Source organism: Bradyrhizobium sp. SZCCHNS1050 (genome assembly GCF_032484785.1).
Taxonomy (GTDB): domain Bacteria; phylum Pseudomonadota; class Alphaproteobacteria; order Rhizobiales; family Xanthobacteraceae; genus Bradyrhizobium.
Genome location: NZ_JAUETR010000002.1, coordinates 185,323 through 204,499 on the forward strand (window position 1 = coordinate 185,323; position 19,177 = coordinate 204,499).

Annotated in this window: 19 protein-coding genes and 1 pseudogene; 15 read left to right on the top strand and 5 right to left on the bottom strand. The window is 66.6% G+C overall.

All coding sequences use genetic code 11. The features are described from left to right. The first annotated feature begins 3 nt into the window (after positions 1–3). The 8 genes from QX094_RS25225 (at position 4) to QX094_RS25260 (ending at position 7,006) form a co-directional block, all read left to right on the top strand. Positions 4–1,518 (top strand): amidase, encoded by a 1,515-nt coding sequence (locus tag QX094_RS25225; protein WP_316188264.1) that lies wholly within the window; start codon positions 4–6, stop codon positions 1,516–1,518. Continuing rightward, entirely contained in the window at positions 1,518–1,820 is a 303-nt protein-coding gene (locus QX094_RS25230; RefSeq protein WP_316188265.1) for a putative quinol monooxygenase, read from the top strand. Before QX094_RS25225 ends, QX094_RS25230 begins: the two co-directional genes overlap by 1 nt. Positions 1,821–1,984: 164 nt before the next feature. Then, on the top strand, positions 1,985–2,434 hold the full coding sequence (gene ureE / locus QX094_RS25235; protein ID WP_316170159.1) for an urease accessory protein UreE: 450 nt from the start codon (positions 1,985–1,987) through the stop codon (positions 2,432–2,434). Then, positions 2,427–3,104 carry an urease accessory protein UreF gene (locus tag QX094_RS25240; protein WP_316188266.1) on the top strand — a complete coding sequence of 226 codons (678 nt, stop codon included), beginning with the start codon at positions 2,427–2,429 and terminating at the stop codon, positions 3,102–3,104. The genes ureE and QX094_RS25240 overlap by 8 nt, the downstream gene beginning before the upstream one ends. A 16-nt stretch (positions 3,105–3,120) precedes the next feature. Next, positions 3,121–3,819 (top strand): urease subunit beta, encoded by a 699-nt coding sequence (gene ureB, locus QX094_RS25245; protein WP_316188267.1) that lies wholly within the window; start codon positions 3,121–3,123, stop codon positions 3,817–3,819. A 3-nt stretch (positions 3,820–3,822) separates the two neighbouring features. Then, on the top strand, positions 3,823–5,529 hold the full coding sequence (gene ureC, locus QX094_RS25250; RefSeq protein ID WP_315750980.1) for an urease subunit alpha: 1,707 nt from the start codon (positions 3,823–3,825) through the stop codon (positions 5,527–5,529). Continuing rightward, on the top strand, positions 5,526–6,170 hold the full coding sequence (gene ureG, locus QX094_RS25255; RefSeq protein WP_316188268.1) for an urease accessory protein UreG: 645 nt from the start codon (positions 5,526–5,528) through the stop codon (positions 6,168–6,170). Before ureC ends, ureG begins: the two co-directional genes overlap by 4 nt. Beyond that, a complete protein-coding gene (locus tag QX094_RS25260) occupies positions 6,167–7,006 on the top strand; it encodes an urease accessory protein UreD (RefSeq protein ID WP_315711689.1) in 840 nt (279 codons plus the stop codon). Before ureG ends, QX094_RS25260 begins: the two co-directional genes overlap by 4 nt. Here QX094_RS25260 and bla read toward each other — a convergent pair. Together bla and xth are read right to left on the bottom strand one after the other, a co-directional pair. Then, positions 6,961–7,830: a class A beta-lactamase gene (gene bla / locus QX094_RS25265; RefSeq protein ID WP_316188269.1), complete on the bottom strand. Its 870-nt coding sequence runs from the start codon at positions 7,828–7,830 to the stop codon at positions 6,961–6,963. The genes QX094_RS25260 and bla overlap by 46 nt on opposite strands. A 14-nt stretch (positions 7,831–7,844) precedes the next feature. After that, positions 7,845–8,636, bottom strand: a complete 792-nt coding sequence (gene xth / locus QX094_RS25270) for an exodeoxyribonuclease III (RefSeq protein ID WP_316188270.1) — start codon at positions 8,634–8,636, stop codon at positions 7,845–7,847. A gap of 57 nt (positions 8,637–8,693) precedes the next feature. Here xth and QX094_RS25275 point away from each other — a divergent pair. After that, positions 8,694–8,957: pseudogene (locus QX094_RS25275) on the top strand (aldo/keto reductase); the annotation flags it as partial. A 431-nt stretch (positions 8,958–9,388) separates the two neighbouring features. Here QX094_RS25275 and QX094_RS25280 read toward each other — a convergent pair. After that, a complete protein-coding gene (locus QX094_RS25280) occupies positions 9,389–9,916 on the bottom strand; it encodes a flavin reductase family protein (RefSeq protein ID WP_316188272.1) in 528 nt (175 codons plus the stop codon). Between the two features lie 23 nt (positions 9,917–9,939). Continuing rightward, positions 9,940–11,187, bottom strand: coding sequence for a styrene monooxygenase subunit StyA (gene styA, locus QX094_RS25285; RefSeq protein ID WP_316188273.1), 1,248 nt, complete (start codon positions 11,185–11,187; stop codon positions 9,940–9,942). 95 nt (positions 11,188–11,282) lie between these two features. On the opposite strand from styA, the gene QX094_RS25290 reads away from it, so the two are divergent. The 5 genes from QX094_RS25290 (at position 11,283) to QX094_RS25310 (ending at position 17,535) form a co-directional block, all read left to right on the top strand. Then, a complete protein-coding gene (locus QX094_RS25290; protein WP_315711695.1) occupies positions 11,283–12,188 on the top strand; it encodes a LysR family transcriptional regulator in 906 nt (301 codons plus the stop codon). Positions 12,189–12,373: 185 nt separating this feature from the next. After that, positions 12,374–12,661 carry a hypothetical protein gene (locus tag QX094_RS25295; protein ID WP_316188274.1) on the top strand — a complete coding sequence of 96 codons (288 nt, stop codon included), beginning with the start codon at positions 12,374–12,376 and terminating at the stop codon, positions 12,659–12,661. Between the two features lie 148 nt (positions 12,662–12,809). After that, on the top strand, positions 12,810–13,445 hold the full coding sequence (locus QX094_RS25300; protein WP_316188275.1) for a hypothetical protein: 636 nt from the start codon (positions 12,810–12,812) through the stop codon (positions 13,443–13,445). Positions 13,446–13,716: 271 nt separating this feature from the next. Further along, positions 13,717–14,457 (top strand): metallophosphoesterase family protein, encoded by a 741-nt coding sequence (locus QX094_RS25305; protein ID WP_316188276.1) that lies wholly within the window; start codon positions 13,717–13,719, stop codon positions 14,455–14,457. 762 nt (positions 14,458–15,219) lie between these two features. After that, positions 15,220–17,535 carry an ATP-binding protein gene (locus QX094_RS25310; protein WP_316188277.1) on the top strand — a complete coding sequence of 772 codons (2,316 nt, stop codon included), beginning with the start codon at positions 15,220–15,222 and terminating at the stop codon, positions 17,533–17,535. Between the two features lie 18 nt (positions 17,536–17,553). On the opposite strand, the gene erpA is transcribed toward QX094_RS25310, so the two are convergent. After that, positions 17,554–17,895: an iron-sulfur cluster insertion protein ErpA gene (erpA, locus tag QX094_RS25315; protein ID WP_315711699.1), complete on the bottom strand. Its 342-nt coding sequence runs from the start codon at positions 17,893–17,895 to the stop codon at positions 17,554–17,556. A gap of 111 nt (positions 17,896–18,006) precedes the next feature. Between erpA and QX094_RS25320 the strand changes: the two genes are divergently transcribed. Beyond that, on the top strand, positions 18,007–19,173 hold the full coding sequence (locus QX094_RS25320) for a deoxyguanosinetriphosphate triphosphohydrolase (protein ID WP_316188278.1): 1,167 nt from the start codon (positions 18,007–18,009) through the stop codon (positions 19,171–19,173). The last annotated feature ends 4 nt before the right edge of the window (positions 19,174–19,177 follow it).

The window sequence follows — 19,177 nt, forward strand, 5'->3', positions numbered from 1 at the left end:
CTCATGTCCATCAAACGCCCGAATGCCGAGGAAGTCGCCGATCTCGCCGCCAGCCTGCACATGAACATGACGGTCGAGGAGGCCGCCGAATATTTGTCGCTGATGGGCGGCATGTTCGACCAGTACGATATCATCGATGAGCTGCCGAACCCGCTGCCGCCTGTCAAATATCCGCGCACGCCGGGCGCCAAGCCGATGCCGAAGGAGAACAAGTACAACGCCTGGGCGATCAAGACCGAGGTGAAGGGCGCGTCCAGCGGTAAGCTCGCCGGCCGTAGCGTCGTGCTGAAGGACAACGTCGCGCTCGCCGGCGTTCCCATGATGAACGGCTCGACCACGCTCGAAGGTTTCATTCCCGCCGCCGACGCCACCATCGTCTCCCGCATTCTCGATGCCGGCGGCACCATCGTCGGCAAGGCCGTCTGCGAGCACTTCTGCCTGTCCGGCGGCAGTCACACCTCCGATCCCGCGCCGGTGCACAATCCCTGGAAGATGGGCTATTCGGCCGGCGGCTCGTCGTCGGGCAGCGCCGCGCTGGTGGCGGCCGGCGAGGTCGACATGGCGATCGGCGGCGACCAGGGCGGCTCGATCCGCATTCCAGCGTCCTATTGCGGCATCTACGGCATGAAGGCGACCCACGGCCTCGTGCCTTACACCGGCGTGATGCCGATCGAATCGACGATCGACCACACCGGACCGATGACCAAGTCGGTCGCTGACAATGCGCTGCTGCTCGAAGTGCTGGCCGGCGCCGACGGTCTCGATCCCCGGCAATATGCGCCGAAGGTCTCGGCCTACACCGAGGCGCTCGGCAAGGGCGTCAAGGGTCTCAAGATCGGCGTCCTCAAGGAAGGCTTCAGCGCGCCCAACATGGAAGAGGGCGTGGTCGCCAAGGTCAAGGCTGGCGCGGAGCGCTTCGCCAAGATGGGCGCGAGCATGTCGGAAGTCTCGATCCCCGAGCACATGCATGCGCTGGCGGCGTGGAATCCGATCACGCTCGAAGGCTTCCTCGTGCAGATGATGCTCGGCAACGGCATGGGGTTCAACTGGAAGGGCCTTTACGATGTCGGTCTGCTCGATGCGCATTCCGGCTGGCGCACGCGCGCCGACGATCTGTCGGTGACGTTGAAGCTGACCATGCTGGTCGGGCAGTGGGGCCTCGAGCACTATCGTGGCCGCTACTACGCCAAGTCGCGCAACATCGCGATTCAGGCCAAGGCGGCCTATGATGCCATGTTCGGCTCCTACGATCTGCTGCTGATGCCGACCCTGCCGTGCGTCGCCACGCCGATCCCGGCCAAGGATGCGCCGCTCGCCGAGGTGGTGCAGCGCGCCTTCGAGATGACCGCGACGACCAGCCCGTTCGACGTGACAGGCCATCCGGCGATGACCCTGCCGTGCGGCCTCTCGGACGGCCTGCCGGTCGGCCTGATGCTGATCGGCAAGGACTACGCCGAATCCACCATCTACCAGGCGGCGGCGGCGTTCGAGGCCGACGGCGACTGGAAGACCTTCTGATGATCACCATCACCGCGGTCATCAGGGCCAAGGCGGGATACGAGGCCACGATGCGCGACGCTCTCGTCGCCGTCGCGGCCCATGTCGCGGCCAACGAGCCGGAGACGATCGGGTTCTTCATCTCGCAGAGTGAGACCGAGCCCGGTCTGTTCACGACCTACGAGCGCTTCGCCGACAAGGCCGCGATGGACCGCCACAACGGCTCCGCCGCGGTGGCGACCTTCTTCGGCATCGCCAAGCTGATCCTCGACGGCGAGGTCATTCTCGTGACGTCGCAGGAGGTGTCGGCGACGCTGCGGTAGTGCGCTGGGAGGTACCAACCGTCTCCACAGTCATTCCGGGGCGATGCGATAGCATCGAACTATGGTGCGCAATTGCGCACCTGAGGATCTCGAGATCCCGGGTTCAGCCCTGGCGGGCTGCCCCGGAATGACGGTGATGACGTCAGCGAGAGAAAATCACGCCGATGCTCCGTTTGCACGGCATCATAGGACGCGCCGACGACAGGGCCTATGCCGGCCGGCTCCATGCGCTGGAGCATCGCGGCGGCATCGAGCTGTTGTTCGTGCCGCCGGAGGACGCCGGCCGCAGGCGCTTCCGGCTGACCACCGATCGCGGCACCGACTGCGCCGTCAGCCTCGATCGCGACGAACAGCTCGTCGACGGCGCGCTGCTGCATCTCGATTCCGATCGCGCGATCATCGCCCGCTTCGGTGAGGAGCAGGTCTGGCACCTGCGCGCGCGCGATCCGGCCTGTGCGCTGAAGCTCGGCTGGCACGCCGGCAACCTGCACTGGCGCGTCCGCTTCGAAGACGATCATCTGATCGTGCTGCTCGATGCCCCGCTCGACACCTATCGCGCCCGCATCCAGCCGCTGCTCGATGCCGGCGAGGTCGTGGAGCGCGATCATGTTTGACCGCGGCGAGGCGCTCGCGCTGCTGCAGCTCGGCGACAGTGCCTTTCCCGCCGGCGGCTTTGCGTTCTCCTGGGGCATCGAAGGCCTCGCGGCCGACGGCCTGCTGTCCGGTCGCGCCGACCTCGACGGCGTTATTGCCGATCACCTCGCGCAGCGCTGGGCCAGCATGGATCGCATCCTGCTCCGCCGCGCCTGGCACGCCGACGACATTGCCGCGATCGCCGCCGTGGATCGCCTCGCCGAGGCGACAACGCCGTCGGCCGAGATGCGCGAGGGCTCGCGGCGCGCGGGCAGGGCGCTGCTCGGCGTCTGGGTCAAGCTCGCCGGTCCGTTGTCTCAGGCGTACCGTGCCCGCGTTTCAACCGATGCGCGGCTCGGACATCTGCCGGTGGTACAAGCCATCACCGGCCGCGATGCCGGCCTTAGCCTCGACGCGGCCGAACTGGTCTCCGGCTGGACCCTCGTCGCCGGCCTCGTCAGCGCCGCCGTGCGGCTCGGCCTGATCGGCCACATCGAGTCGCAGCGCAGCCTCGCGCTTGCCCGCGCACGGCTCGCTGATCTGCTCGACGAGACACCCGACGACGACGCGATGCCGTCGAGCTTCACGCCCTTCATCGACATCGCCGTGTCGCGCGGTCCGCTGCGGCACGTGCGCATGTTCACGACCTGACCAGAGGTGCCGCGCCATGATGAACCTGTCGCCGACCGAGATGGATCGTCTCGTGATCTTCAACGCCGCGCAGATGGCGCGGCGCAACCGCTTGCTCGGCATCAGGCTCAGCCATCCGGAGGCGGTGGCCTACATCACCGACGAGGTGATGACCGCGGCGCGCCGCAATCTGCCCTATGCCGAGATCCGCGACATGGCGGGACGGCTGCTCACGACCGACGACGTCGAGCCCGGCGTCGCCCAGATGATCCCGATTCTCTATGTCGAGCTGATGTTTGCCGAGGGCACCAAGGTGATGGCGCTGTTCGAGCCGATCCAGCCGGCTGAGGGCGCCGTCGCCGACGTCATCGTGCCCGGCGAGATCATCGAAGGCCCTGGCGACATCGAGATGTTCACCGCGTTGCCGGCCGTCACCATCGACGTCGTCAACACCGGCGACCGGGACATCCAGGTGCGCAGCCACACCCATTTCTTCGAGGTCAACCGCGCACTGTTGTTCGATCGTGCCGCCGCCTGGGGCATGAAGATTGATCGTCCGGCGGGACTCGGCGTCCGTTTCGAGCCGGGCGTCACCAAATCGGTACGCCTCGTGCCGATCACCGGCGACCGCATCGTGCGCGGCCAGGCCGGACTCGTCAACGGCCCGCTCGACGCGGCCGGCGCGCGCGAGACCGGGCTGAAACTCGCGCAGTCGCGCGGCTATCTGGGAGCTTAGATCATGGCCACGCTGACCCGCCGCGCCTATGCTGAGCTGTATGGCCCCACCAAGGGCGATCTCATCCGGCTCGCCGACACCAGCCTGCTCGCCGAGATCGAGCACGACTACACGACCTACGGCCATGAGCTGCTGGTCGGCGCCGGCAAGAACCTGCGCGACGGCGAGGCCATCGCCGGCCACCGCACGTCGTCCCACAAGATCCTCGACGTCGTCGTCAAGAACGCGACCATCGTCGACGCCGTCGCCGGCATCGTGAAGGCCGACATCGGCATCCGCGACGGGCGTATCGTCGGCATCGGCAAGGCCGGCAATCCCGACGTGATGCCGGACGTGCATCCGGACATGGTGGTCGGCCACACCACCGCGCCGATCGCCGGCGGCCCGTTCATCGTCACCGCCGGCGCGATCGAAAGCCACGCGCATCTGATCTCGCCGGAACAGTCGGACCATGCGCTGGCCGGCGGCACCACGACGATGATCGGCAACGGCTCCGGGCCGGTGTTCGATGTCGGCTCCGGCTCGGGGCCGAATTTCGGGCACTTCCTGAAATCGATCGAGTTCTCGCCGCTGAACTACGCGCTGTTCGGCCGCGGCGGCTCCAACCCCGAAGCGGTCGAGGAGGCGGTCGCGGCCGGCGGCATGTCGGTCAAGATCCACGAGGACTTTGGCGCCGCGCCCGACGTCATCGACAAGAGCCTGATCGCCGCCGACCGCAACGACTTCGCCGTGCATCTGCACACCGACTCGATCAACGAATACGGCTTCTGCGAGGACACGATGGCGGCGGTCGACGGCCGCACCATCCACATGTACCACGTCGAGGGTGCCGGCGGCGGCCATGCACCCGATCTGCTCAAGGTGGTGTCCTGGCCCAACGTGATCCCGTCCTCCACCAATCCGACCAATCCCTACACCTCCTACGGCATGGAGGAGGGCGTGCCGATGACGATGATCTGTCATCAGCTCAACTACAACGCGCCCGAAGACGTCATGTTCGGCGAGGCGCGGGTGCGGGCGCAGTCGATGGCGGCCGAGGATTTCCTGCACGACATGGGCGCGATCTCGATCTTCGGCACGGACACCCAGGGCATGGGCCGGCTCGCCGAGAACGTCGCCAAATGCTGGCAGCTCGCCAGCGTGATGAAGGACCGCATCGGCCGGCTGCCGGAGGAGACGACCGCGCGCGCCGACAATGAGCGCATCAAGCGCTACGTCGCCAAGCTCACCATCAATCCCGCTGTTGCCGTCGGCATCGATCATGTCGTCGGCTCGATCGAGGTCGGCAAGATGGCCGATCTCGTGCTGTGGCCGCGCGCCTCGTTCGGCCTCAAGCCCTACATGGTGATCAAGAACGGCTTCCCTGTCTGGGCCGCGATGGGCGACGGCAATGGCAGTCTGGGTCTCTCCGAGCCGATGATCCAGAAGCGGATGTGGGGTGCGCTCGGCGCAGCGCCACAGCGGCTCGGCGTCAACTTCATGTCGAAGCTCGCGGTCGACGCCGGCATCCGCGCCAAGCTTGGGCTCGGCCGTGAGACCGTGCAGATCAAGAACGTGCGCCGGCTGCGCAAGACCGACATGGTCCGCAACGCGGCGATGCCGCATGTCGAGGTCGATCCGCAGACCTTCGAGGTCCGCGCCGACGGCAAGCTGCTGATGTGCCCGCCGGCGACGACCGTGCCGCTCGCGAGGAGGTTCATGCTGCGATGAACCGTCTCGCTCTCACCGGCACCGATGCGCCGATGACCGCCGCGCGCGTCGGCATCGGCGGCCCGGTGGGCTCCGGCAAGACCGCTCTGGTCGAGCGCCTGATCCCGGCGCTGCAGGCGCGCGGCATCGACATCGCGGTCATCACCAACGATCTCGTCACCGCCGAGGATGCCGAGCGCGTCCGCCGCTCGGGATTGATCGACCCGGCGCGCGTGTCGGCGGTCGAAGCCGGCGCCTGTCCGCACACCGTGATCCGCGAGGACCCGACGCTCAACATCGAGGCCGCCGACGAATTGGAGCGGCGCTTTCCGGGCGTCGAGCTGATCCTGCTGGAGAGCGGTGGTGACAATCTCGCCTCGACCTTCTCGCGCGACCTCACCGATTTCTGGATGTTCGTGATCGACGTCGCCGGCGGCGACGACATCCCGCGCAAGCGCGGCCCCGGCGTGATCCGCGCCGATCTGCTCGTCATCAACAAGGTCGATCTCGCCTCGCATGTCGGCGTCGATCTCGATCGCATGCGGCGCGAAGCGGCCGAGGTGCGCGGCGGCCGTCCGGTGCTCTTGACCAACTGCCGACGCGGCGAGGGTATTGATGCGATCGTCGATCTGCTCGAGCGCGAGGTGCTGTTCCGCACGTGAGCGCTTCAGCCCCAGAGCCGCCGCGGCTCGATCTCTCCTTCGTTCGCCGCGGCGGCCGCACGGTGATCGACCGCCGGCTGTTCGCGTGGCCGTTCGTGCTGACACGCAGCTTTCACACCGATGCCGAGCGGCCGGACCTGCTCAGCGTGATCCTGCAGACCGGCAGTGGCGCGGTGCATGGCGAGGACCGGTTGACGCAGCGCTTCACGCTACATGCGGGTGCAGCCGTTTGCGTGACCACGCAGGGCGCCACCTCAGTCCATCGCGCCGAGCCGGGCGCACGTGCCATGGAGCAGGTGCTGCTCCGGGTCGAGACCGGCGCCAGGCTCGATTATCGGCCGGAGCCGCGTATTCTGTTTCCCGGGGCTGCCTTGTGCCAGGTGCTCGAACTGCACTGCGCCGCCGATGCTTTGGCCCTCGTGACCGACGCCTTCACGATGCATGACCCGGTCGGGCAGGGGCGCTTGTTCCGCGAGCTCGACTCCGCGCTCGTCGTGCGCCGGACGGGCGAGGCGCCGCTCCTCATCGACCGCATGCAGCTGCGCGATCCTGATGTCGCCGTCTTCAACGGTCATCGCGCGTTCGGCTCGGCCGTGCTGATGCTGCCGCTGACGAACGATCTCACCGCGCTTCGCCAGCGTCTCGTCGATGCGCTGTCCTGCATCGACGGCCTCTACGCCGCGGCAAGCCTGCTGCCGGAGAGCGCCGGTCTCGGCGTGCGCCTCGCGGGCCGCCAGATGCGCCAGCTGCGCACCGGATTCGACGCGATCGCCGCGATCTATCGCGAGGCTCAGGCCCCGAGCGCGCCTGCGACGGCTCGGCCGACCGCTGCGTGAACCGCGTTGCGCTTGTCGTCGCTGGCCTTGGTCTCGGTGAGATAGCTGCTCACGACGACCGGCACGCGCCCTGTCGGCCAGATCACGGCGACATCGTTGCTGCTGCCGCGCTCGCCCGCGCCGGTCTTGTCGCCGATGCGCCATTCGCCGGGCAGGCCGGCGCGCAGCTTGGCGCCACCGGTCTTGCAGGCGATCAGCCAGCCATTCAGGATGTCGCGCGATGCCGCCGACAGCGCCGTGCCGGTCGTCAGCTTCGCCAAGGTCTGCGCCATCGCCGCGGGCGTCGTGGTGTCCCTGGGATCGCCGGGCACGCTTTCATTGAGCGCAGGCTCGATGCGGTCGAGCCGGGTGATGGCGTCGCCGAAGCCGCGGATGGCGCGGGTCAGGCCGGCGGGGCCGCCGAGGCTCGCCAGCAGCAGATTCGCCGCCGTGTTGTCGCTGAGCGTCACGGTCGCCTCGCACAATTCGCCGACCGACAGGCCCGACGTCCCCACATAGGCCTTGGTGACCGGCGCGTAGGACAGGATGTCTCCTTGCGCGATCGGAATGCGCCGCGCCAGCTGCTCGGTGCCGACATCGACCTTGGCGAGAATGGCCGCCGCCAGCAGCGCCTTGAAGGTGCTGCACATCGGGAAGCGCTCGTCGAGCCGATGGCCGCTCAGCGCCCCGCTCGCGGTGTCCAGCAGCGCCACGCCGAGTCGTCCGCCGCTGCCGGCCTCGATGCCGGCGATGGTGGCCTGCAGGTCGGCGGCAAGCACCGGCTTCGCCGCCAGCAGCGGCACGATTGCGAGCGGAAACAATTGCCGCCGTGTGTAGATCGTCATGGACCGTTCTCGAGTTACGCCGTCTCGAGATCGAAATCGGCCCACACCGGCACGTGATCCGACGGCTTCTCCCAGGCCCTGACATAGCTGTCGATGCCGACCTCGACCAGCCGGTCGCTGGCCTGTGGCGACAACAACAGGTGATCGATCCGGATCCCTGCGTTCTTCTGCCAGGCGCCGGCCTGATAGTCCCAGAACGTGTACTGCCCCGGCGCGTCGGTGACGGCGCGCAGCGCGTCGGTGAGGCCCAAGCCGAGCAGCGACTGGAAGCTCTCGCGTGTCTCCGGGCGGAACAGCGCGTCGTCGACCCAGGCCTCGGGGTTGGAGACGTCGGTGGCGGCGGGGATCACGTTGAAGTCACCTGCGAGGATCAGCGGCTCCTCGGTCTTCAGCCGCTCACGCGCGTAGTCACGAAGCCGCGACATCCATTTGAGCTTGTAGGGATATTTTTCCGTGTTCGGCGGGTTGCCGTTGGGCAGGTAGAGGCAGGCGATGCGCACCACCCCGCTCTTGAGGCTGACCACGCCCTCGAGGAACCGCGCATGCACGTCCTCGGCATCGCCGTCGAGCCCGGACTTGGTTTCGTCGAACGGCAGCTTCGACAACAGCGCGACGCCGTTGAAGGTCTTCTGGCCGTGCGTCACCACGTTGTAGCCGAGCGCCTCGATCTCCAGCCTTGGGAATGCGTCGTCCGTGCATTTGATCTCCTGCAGGCAGACGATGTCCGGGGAGCATTCCTTGAGCCAGGTCAGGAGGTGATCGATCCGCTGCCGGACCGAATTGACGTTCCAAGTTGCGATACGCATTGGCTTGAGGTTCCCGGGGGGAAGGAGAAACGGCCCCGGTTAGATCAAGCCGCGACCACTCCGGTCAAGGCGGATGGCGTGGGAATCACAGGCGGGTGCAACATTCCACGGGTGGCGCTGAACTGGCTGCTGCAGCGCCCGACGGTCGCGACCATCATCGTCGGCGCCCGCGACGAGAGCCAGCTGATCGAGAATATCGGCGCGGTCGGCTGGAGCCTGACGGCGGAGCAGGTGGCCACGCTCGACGCCGCGAGCGACACGCCGGCGGCCTATCCGGTCCGGCATCAGCGCGGCTTCCCGATGCTGAACGAGCGTCGCTAGTCCAGCACGAGCGGAACTGCTGTGGATCATCAGCCTCAGGCCTCGTACCTGCAGTGCCGATCCATTTGACGACGACGCCGGACGGGACGTAAAATTAGGTTCGATCGTCACGTGGCCGCGCTTCGGTCATTCTGGAGCCGCCACAACGGGGGGCATCGACCCCGGACCGATCGGCGGTTGAGCCTCACGACTGTGCCGGACCCGCAGTCTTCAATGTGACGATGTTTGGCTCACTAAGTCGTCCCGGCGGACCGCATCAGATTTTCGTTGAAGAGAGAACCTCTCGCTCCTCACCCTGAGGAGCCCGCCGCGGGCGGGCGTCTCGAAGGGCGAGGCCAACGCTGCGGCCTCATGGTTCGAGACGGCGCTGCGCGCCTCCTCACCATGAGGGTAAGCAGCGGCGGCTTGAAGGACACTGGCCGCCCGCGCGATCAGATCGTCCACCCCTCCGCCGGATACGCCAGCCCATCGCTTGGCAATATCTCCGCGCCCAGCCCATTGCGAAACCGGCTGGCGTAGAATGCCAGCGGCAGGCCGTCCTGGTGGCGGCACCAGCGGACCTCGCCGATGAACAGCGTGTGGTCGGCGATTTCGACCGTGCTCACGACCTCGCAGCCGAATTGCGCGATGGCCGCCGGCAGCAGGAAGAAGCCGTCACGCGCCTCCAAGGCAGGCGCGCCCTGTGCGAGGGTCGCGCCGGCGAAATGCCGGCCGATCGCGACATCATCGGCCGCGAGCACATTCACCGCATAGCGGCCGGACGCGCTCACCGCCTGCCAGGTGCGGCCGCGCTTGAGCGAGACCAGCACCGTCGGCGGCTGCGTCGAGACCGTGGTGAAACTGTTGGCGGTCATGCCGACCGGCGCGCCGTCGCCATCGTTGCTGGTGACGACGGTCACGCCGGTGGAGAACCGCGACGCGGCTGCGCGAAAACCCGCGGCATCGGGATGATGGCTCATCGGCCGCTCTCCGTCATCACGCGTCACGCCGCGAGCCGCGTCCGCTCGTCGATCCAGGCATGAATGCGCCGCTCGCTCGCCAGCCGGTCCCACTGCCGCTCCGGATAGTTGAAATTGTCGGTGAACTCGTCGCAGAGCCCGCGATCCTGCGCCATGGTGAAGATCAGCCGGCCCATCGCCTCCGACGGCGGCTGCAGCATCAGGTTGGTCCAGCGCGCCGCGGCGAGCACGCGGTTCTCGCGCGCGCGATCGACCGTCTCGACGAAGCGGTCGTCGAACGCCACCGCCTCGGTGATCGCCTTGCCGAGTTCAAACGCGGCATAGGAGGCCATGTTGGCACCCTGGCCCATCATCGGATCGACCACGGAGTGCACGTCGCCGAGCGCAATCGCGATCTTGCCGTCGTCGAAGCTGACCGAGGAGCGCCGCACGGTCGGCACCACGGCGCCCTGCAAGAGGTCCAGCGGCTGCAGATCGAAGCGGTGCGTGTCGATCCGGTTGTAGGTGTGCGGATGGTGCTTCTCCAGCTTGTCGAGCAGCGTCTGCCGGAAGGCCGAGGGATCGGCGTCGTAGTTGAGCGACACCAGCTCGGCCATGTCACCGCCGGGAATGTTCTCCATCAGCAGCGCCGTCTTCATGCCGCCGAAGGTGAGCGTCGGAATCACGATCATCTCGCCATGGCCCGGAGAGACCGACAGCGTCACGCCGCGCGGATCGTCGCCCTCGGGGCTGCCGTGGTCGACGCCGTCATAGAGGCCGACGCAGAGCAGGCGCTGCGGCTGGTTGTAGGGCGACAGCTCCGGCCGGTGGCTGAACATCCGCCCCAGCGCGCCCTTGCCGGTCGATACCACCAGCAGGTCGAAGCGCGCCACCAGCGCCGGAATGTCGTCGTCCTGAATGCTGGCATATTCGATCGCGCCGCCGCGGTCCTCGAAATCCTTCATCAGCGCCGGCAGGTAGATCCGGTAGTCGACCGCGCGGCTCGGCTGCTTGAAGGCCCCGCGAAAGAGCAGGGGGCTGCCGGGGAAATTGAAGAAGTGATCGTGGTGGTGATAGACGAATTCGGGACTGTCCCAGTGGTTCACGCCGAGCTCGTTCTCGCGCGCCACGGTGATGCCGTGATGGGCCACCGTGTTCATCAACCGCGTTGCAGCATACTGTTCCGGCTCGCGGTCGGTCAGAACCGTGGCCTGGATGCCTTGCTTCTGCAGATACAGCGCCAGGTGCAGCCCGCCGATGCCGGCCCCGACGATGCCAATCGACTTCTCCATGGTCTCCCTCCGTTTGATTTTTTGAGAGGCTAGACCGGCCTGCCTCCTGACGTATACGGAATGACGAGAATAAAACTCATTCCGGGGAGGAATGGATGGATCGGATCGACGCGCTGCAGACCTTCATCCGCGTCATGGAGGCCGGCAGCTTCACCCAGGCCGCGGCCGATCTGGGCCTGGGACAGCCGGCGATCACCAAGCGTATCGCGCTCTTGGAGGAGCAGTTCGGCTGTCGCCTGTTCGTCCGCACCACGCGCAAGCTCCGGCCGACCGCCGAGGCCGATCGCGTCCTCAAGCTCGCCAAGGACATCGTCACCTTGTTCGAGAGCGCGGGCATGCCGTCGCCGAAGCGCGTCGGCGCGCCCTCGGGCACCTTGCGGATGACGGTGCCGACCTCGTTCGGCCGTCATTTCTTCAGCGACGTCTTCGCCGAATATGGCCGCCGTTATCCCGAGGTGCGGCTCGACATCCGCTTCACCGAGCAGTTCGTCGACCTCGTGGAGACCGGGACGGAGCTCGCCATCCGCATCGGCGTGCTCAGCTCCAGCTCGCTGGTCGCGCGCCGCGTCGGCACGGTCAAGCGGCTGCTGGTTGCGGCGCCATCGCTGCTCGCAAGACACCGCCCGCCGCGGTTGCCCAATGATCTGCGCCAGCTCCCCTGCGTGACCTATTCGCGGCTGTCGCCGAAGAACGAATGGAGCCTCGAATCCGAAACCGGCCGCCACGTCGTCGGCATCACACCCTCGCTCACTTGCGACGACGCCGACATCATGACCCTGGCGGCGCTGGAAGGCCTCGGCGCCGCCGTGCTGCCGGACTGGTGCGCGGTTCAACACATTGCGTCAGGCAGGCTCATCCATTTGCTCCCCGACTACGACGTTCCGTCGCTGCCGCTTCACGTCGTCTATCCCGACCCGCAATGGATGTCGCACCGCGCCCGCCTGTTCCGCGACCTGATCATCGAGCGCGCGGATGTGTTCGCGATCGGGGCGCTGCAGTGAGAGAATCGTAGGGTGGGCAAAGGCGCGCAGCGACGCGCCAGCGTCGCGAGCACCGTGCCCACCGGCGTTCTTGCGCGGTCACCGATGGTGGGCACGCGATCGCCTGCGGCGCTCGCTTCGCCCACCGTACGGACTGCAATGTGACCTGGGGCATGCTATACTTGTTGATAGTCCTGAGGAAAGACATGACAGAAAACGAAAAGAAGATCCTGTCCGCACTGGCGTCGATGGTCATCCAATATCTGGAAGGTCGCGAGGTGGTGGACAGCCATTCGATGTCGGCTGGCGAAGAGGCGATCGAGGTCCTCGCGGCCTTTGGTCTGATGGAGGTCGTCGGCACCCGGTTTGGACGATGGACAGAGGAGGGGAAGACGTTTCTCAGGGAGATGGGATATACAAGGCTCGATCGGCTGGAGCAGGTCGATCATCTCGGCGCGATACGATTGGTCGTCATGCCCAAGCCCGACAAATAGCCTGGGATCGACAGCAACTCGTCACTCCGGGCAAACTTTCATTAACGTTGCCACGAACATCGTCTGCCGTCTCGTTGACGGGCTGGCTCATCTCCCCACAATCTCCGCGCGATTGCGAAGACAGCCATATTGCAGGGGCAGGGGATCGATGGAGACGGTTGCGAAGGTGGGCATTCCGCTGTGGTTCAAGCTCACCTACAGCGCGTTCTGCGCGGTGCTGGTGCCGACCTATCTCATGGCCTACGGCCCGACCAACTTCCTCTATTTCTGCGACGTCGCGCTGCTAACGACGCTGGCCGCCGTCTGGCTGGAAAGCCCGCTGCTCGCGTCGGCGCCGGCCGTGGGCATTCTGCTGCCGCAGGCGCTGTGGGTGGTCGACTTTCTCGGCACCGCCGCCGGCGTGCCGCTGACCGGCATGACCGCCTACATGTTCGACGCCAAGCTGCCGCTGTTCACGCGCAGCCTGTCGTTCTTCCATTTCTGGCTGCCGTTCGTGCTGGCCTGGCTGGTGTGGCGGCTCGGCTATGACCGCCGCGCCTTCGCAGTCTGGACCGTTGGCGCCTGGGCGCTGCTGTCGGTGTGCTACTTCCTGATGCCGCCGCCGCCTGCCGCGGGCAATCTTCCCGTCAACATCAACTACGTCTACGGGCTGAGCGATGCGTCGGCGCAGAGCTACATGCCGGGCGCGGCGTGGTTTGTGCTGCTGTTGATCGGCTTGCCGCTCGTGATCTTCTATCCGACGCACCGGCTGCTGCTGCGCTATACTCCGGCGACCATTGTGTGACGCCGCCCTTGCGGGCGAGGGGCAATACGTAGAGTGGGCAAAGCCGCGCAAGCGGCGTGCCCACCGTTCAAGGCGTTGCCGGGCGAAAGACGGTGGGCACGCGCCGCCTTAGGCGACGCTTTGCACCCTACGTTTGCGCCGTCATTGCGAGCGAGCGAAGCCGTCGAGAATCCTCGCGTCGCCCTGGATTGCTTCGCTTCGCTCGCAATGACGATCATGCTATCGCTCTGTCTCAAGTGATCACTACGAATTGCGACGCGAGGAAACGACAATGCGACTGGCCGTGATTTCCGATGTGCATGGCAATCTTCCGGCACTGGAGGCCGTGCTCGCCGACATCGCGACCCGCAGCGTCGATGCCACCGTCAATCTCGGCGACTGCGTCACGAGCCCGCTATGGCCGCAGGAAACCTTCGAGCTGCTGCAGTCGCTGGCGCTGCCGACGGTGCGCGGCAATCATGACCGCTGGATCGAGGAATGGCCGGAGGAGAAGTTGTCGCCGGCCGGCCGCTTCGCGCGTGCGGCGGTCACGCCTGAGCAGCGACGCCAGTTGCATGCCTTGCCGGCGCGGATCGCGTTGGAGCAGGGCATTCTTGCCGTGCACGGCACGCCGGACGACGACAGCACCTGCCTCCTCGAAGAGATGCTCGACGACGGCCGTTACGTGCCAGCGCGTCGCGACGTGCTGGCCGCGCGTCTCGTCAATCTCGGCGGCGCCACGCTGGTGCTGTGCGGCCACAGTCATCGGCAGGCGGTGGTGCAGGTGCCCCGTGGGCCGCTGGTGATCAACCCCGGCAGCGTCGGCTGCCCGGTGTTCGGCGACATCCCGATCGCAGCCCAGCTCGAACATCGCTCGCCGCACGCGCGCTACGCGGTTCTGACCGAGCGACGCGGACATTGGCAGGCCGAGCTGCTGGCGCTGACCTATGACTGGGATCACGCGGCGGCGCGTGCCGCCGAAAACGGTTTTCCGCATTGGGCCAGTGCCTACGCCTCCGGCGCGGTGCTGTGAGGGATCAGCGAACAACGACGTGGTGATTGTGATCCGGCGTGCACGTCGGGCAAATCGATCCACCGCATGACCCATGTTGGCGATGCCAATGGGCGCAGCCGGCGTCGAATAGGCGTGCGCCGAGAGATTAATTTCATGAGCGCCTTCAAGCTGATTTGCCCTGTCCAGTCCCGGTGCGAAAAATATCGTTGTTTCGCTTTTACAGAATTCATGCTCCTATGTCGCCGTCCCATCCCGGCACGAGGGGCGTATCGCGATCGTCACGACACGCGGGGTGGGATGCGATGGGCGTCGTGGGCCGCAGCATGGCGTGATGCCGTGCGGACGAACGGCACATGGCGCACGCCGAAATCGCATGGTCCTGGTCTCCCGACGCTGAGGCCACGCCGGTGGTGACGATGATCCGCCGGTCACGGGGGCAAGACAGCCCGGTCCCCGGGGAGAATGCGTATAAGGCGTAGAGCCGTCGTGCAGGGAATGCCGGTTGACCGGCTGGACCTGTGGTGACTGCCGCCTGCTTTCTTTCTGCGGGCGGGCCATGGGTTGCGGCCAGCACCCGGCATTCCCTGCGCCCTCGACCTGAACGAGGGGAAAACGGACGATCATGACTCGGGCACATCGTGCCGCGGGAACGATGAGTTGCATCCGGCGCTGCCAGCGCGCGCATTCGGAGGTTCCGTAATTCTACGGGCGGAACAATTAACGCGGCTGAAGCAGCCGATCAGGCATGGCAAGGGATCACAACGAAGGTTCTGCGCGCTCATGAATTGGCCTGGGGATCCCACGCGCTCGAAGCGAACGGCCGGCGGCAGCCCGCTGGGGGCCTTCTTCATTTGGATCGGCGGCTTCGGCGCCATCGAAGGTCTCGACGACGAAGCGCTGACCGAGCGCGATCGCCGGCGCATCCGGGCGCGGCAGGTCGATGCCGTCGCGCGCCTCGTCCCCGTGACCATCGGCATCAACTTCGCCAACGCGGCGATCATTCTCGGCGTGTTCTGGAACACCGTCTCCAATCTCTTTCTCTTCGCGTGGGGCGCCGCGATCGCGGTGGCCGGCGGCATGGCGCTGCGCGGCTGGTGGCGCGCGCGCAAGTCGCGGCCGCAGGAGGCGTCCGAGCGCGCCATCTCCCGGATGACGTTGCAGGCGTTCTTCTTGGCGACCATCTGGGGATCGCTGCCGCTGATCGTGATGCCGCAGGTCGATCCGCATCTGCAGATCATCGTGGGTTCGCTGATGACCGGGATGATCTCGGGTGGCGCCTTCGCGATGTCGAGCGTGCCGCGGGCTGGTCTCGCCTACACCTGGACCCTGATGCTCGCCTCGGTGGGCTCGCTGTTTCTGTGCGGCGGCACGACCTATCTCGTGCTCGTCGTGTTCCTGCTGCTCTACACGTCGTTCATGGTGCGGCACCTGGTGTCGCACGGCAACGTGTTCCTGGAGAACCTGAAGGCGCAGATCCGGCACGAGCGCCAGAACGAGACGATCTCGCTGCTCCTGAAGGAATTCCAGGAGAACGCCGCGAGCTGGCTGTGGCAGACCGATGCCGAGGGCCGGCTGATCGACGCGCCGCAGCGTTTCGCCGACGTGGCCCAGCTTCCGCTCGATCAGCTCAAGGGCGAACGGCTGATCGATACGCTGAAATATCTCTGCCCGACCGATACGGCGACGCTCAAGACGTTGGCCGATCGCATGGCGCAGCGGCTGTCGATCCCGGAGATTCTGATCCATGTCGTGGTGGCTGGCGGCGAGCGCCGCCGTTGGGCGCTGACGGCGCGGCCGGCGCGGGACCATGAGGGCAAGTTCGCAGGCTATCGCGGCTTCGGCCGCGACGTCACCGAGCGCTGGCGGGCCGAACAGGCGGAAGCCGAAAGCCGTGCCAAATCCGACTTCCTGGCGATGATGAGCCACGAGATCCGCACCCCGATGAACGGCGTGCTGGGGCTCGCCTCGACCTTGCTGGAGACGAAGCTCGACGACGAGCAGCGTCACGCGGTCATGACGATCCGCGAGTCCGGCGACAACCTGCAGCGCATCCTCAACGACATCCTCGATTTGTCCAAGCTCAACGCCGGCAAGCTCGAATTCGAGACGGTGGATTTCTCGCCGGCGGCGCTGGTCGAGGCGGTCACCGCCATCATGGGCGTCAACGCGAAATCGAAGAGCCTGCTGGTCAATGCGGACATCGATCCGAAGCTGCCGCCGGCGCTCAAGGGCGACGTGGCGCGCATTCGTCAGGTGCTGATCAATCTGGCCTCCAACGCGGTGAAGTTCACCGAGCAGGGGGGCATCACCATCGCCGTGGCCTGCCGCACGCGCGACGACCACAGGGCGACGATCGAGTGGCGCGTCTCCGACACCGGCATCGGCATTCCCGCCGATCGGGTCGGCAAGCTGTTCACGGATTTCGCCCAGGCCGATGCCTCGATCAACCGCCGCTTCGGCGGCACCGGGCTCGGGCTGGCGATCTCCCGGCGGATCATCGAGCAGATGGGCGGGGTCATCGCGGTGTCGTCGGTGCAGGGCGAAGGCTCGACCTTCCGCTTCAGCCTGACCTTGCCGTGGAGCGACAAGCAGGTGTCCGATCAGCGCGGCGACCGGGTCGGCGCCGGTGACCTCAAGGCGCGGATCGAGGCGCTCGGCCGTCCCTTGCGCGTGCTGATCGCCGAGGACGACGCCACCAACCGCATGGTTGTGTCGAAGATGCTGCAGGAGTTCCCGGTCGACAAATGCATCGTTCCGGATGGCCTGCAGGCGGTGAAGGCGGCCGACGAACAGGAGTTCGACCTCGTGCTGATGGACGTTCGCATGCCGGAGATGGACGGCATCGCCGCGACCCGGGCCATCCGGGCCAAGGGTGGACGGCTCGCCGAGCTGCCGATCATCGCGCTGACCGCGAACGCCTTCCCGGACGACATCAAGCAATGCCGCGAGGCCGGCATGACCGACTTTCTGGCCAAGCCGTTGCGCAAGCCGGCCATGGTGGCGGCAATGCTGAAGGCGATCGGAACGCCCGCGCCAAACGTCGAGGCGCCGGCCGTTGCGCCGTCCGATGTCCCGGCTGCGACGGCGGAGGCCTGAGCCGACAACGAGGGGACGCTAGACCGAGAAGCTGGTGCCGCAGCCGCAGGAGGCGGTGGCGTTGGGATTATTGACCCGGAACGAGGCGCCCATCAGGTCGTCGACGAAATCGACCTCCGAGCCGGCGAGGAACGGCACCGAGGCCGGATCGACCAGCACGACCGCACGATCGCGCTCGATGACGAGATCGTCGTCGGCCTTGGCGCGGTCGATGTCGAACTTGTACTGGAAGCCGGAGCAGCCGCCGCCTTCGACCGAGATGCGCAGCATCGCGCCGGCGCTCTCCTTGCCGAGGATCTCTCCGATGCGGCGGGCGGCGCGTTCGCTGATGGTGACGGGGCCGGTCGAGGCATCAGTCATGGCAGGAGGTCTCCGAGGTAGCGCGTCATGCCCTATTCATTTGGTGCCGGGCGCTCCCCATAGTTAAGTGGGCTCCGCCGAGGAATCAAACCGCAAAAGGAACAATCGCCCGTGTCGGTCGGAATGGCTGCCCCCCGCGCTCCCTATTCCTGCGATCCCGATCGCAGCCGGGGCCGCCTGTTCGCCGAGCCGCCGTCCCGGACCCGCAGCCACTTTCGCCGGGATTGCGACCGTGTCATCCATTCGACCGCCTTCCGCCGGCTGAAGCACAAGACCCAGGTGTTCGTCTTCCACGAAGGCGACCACTACCGCACCCGCCTGACCCATTCTTTGGAAGTGGCCCAGATCGCCCGCGCGCTGGCCCGGCAGTTCGGCCTCGACGAGGACCTGACGGAGACGCTGGCCTTGGCGCATGATCTCGGCCATCCGCCGTTCGGCCATGCCGGCGAGCGCGCGCTGAACCGCTGCATGGCGGACCATGGCGGCTTCGACCACAATGCCCAGACATTGCGCATCGTCACGTCGTTCGAGCAGCGCTACCCGGATTTCGACGGACTCAACCTGACCTGGGAATCGCTCGAGGGCATCGTCAAGCACAACGGGCCGTTGCAGGAGCCGATCCCGCCGGGAATCGCCGAGTTCAATACCCGGTTCGACCTGGAGCTGTGGAGCTACGCCTCGCTCGAGGCCCAGGTCGCGGCGCTCGCGGACGACATCGCCTATGACGCCCACGACATCGACGACGGGCTGCGGGCCGGCCTGTTCACGGTCGACGACCTCAAGGAAATTCCGCTGCTGGCCGCGATGATCGCCGAGATCGACCGCCAATATCCGGCGCTCGATCCGATCCGGCGCGGCGCCGAGCTGGTGCGCGAGCTGATCTCCTACCTGATCGCAGCCGTAGCGGCCGAGGCCGAGCGCCGGATCGCGCGGGCGCAGCCGATGTCGCCTCACGACATCAGGCGGCACAGCGGGCCGCTGGTGGCATTTCCGGCCGATGTGGCCGAGCATGAGGCGACCATCAAGGGGTTTCTCTGGCAGCGGATGTACCGCCATGAGCGGGTGATGCGGGTGATGCGCGACGCCGAGCGCATCGTCGCCGACCTGTACGGCCGCTACCATGAGGACGGTTCGACGCTGCCCGCAGGCTGGCTGGACGGTTGCGACGGCGAGGGCGATCGGACTCGCCGCATCGGCCATTTTATCGCCGGAATGACGGACCGTTTCGCCTTAACCGAGCACCACCGGCTTTTTGACTCGACTCCGGATTTGCGTTAGGCGG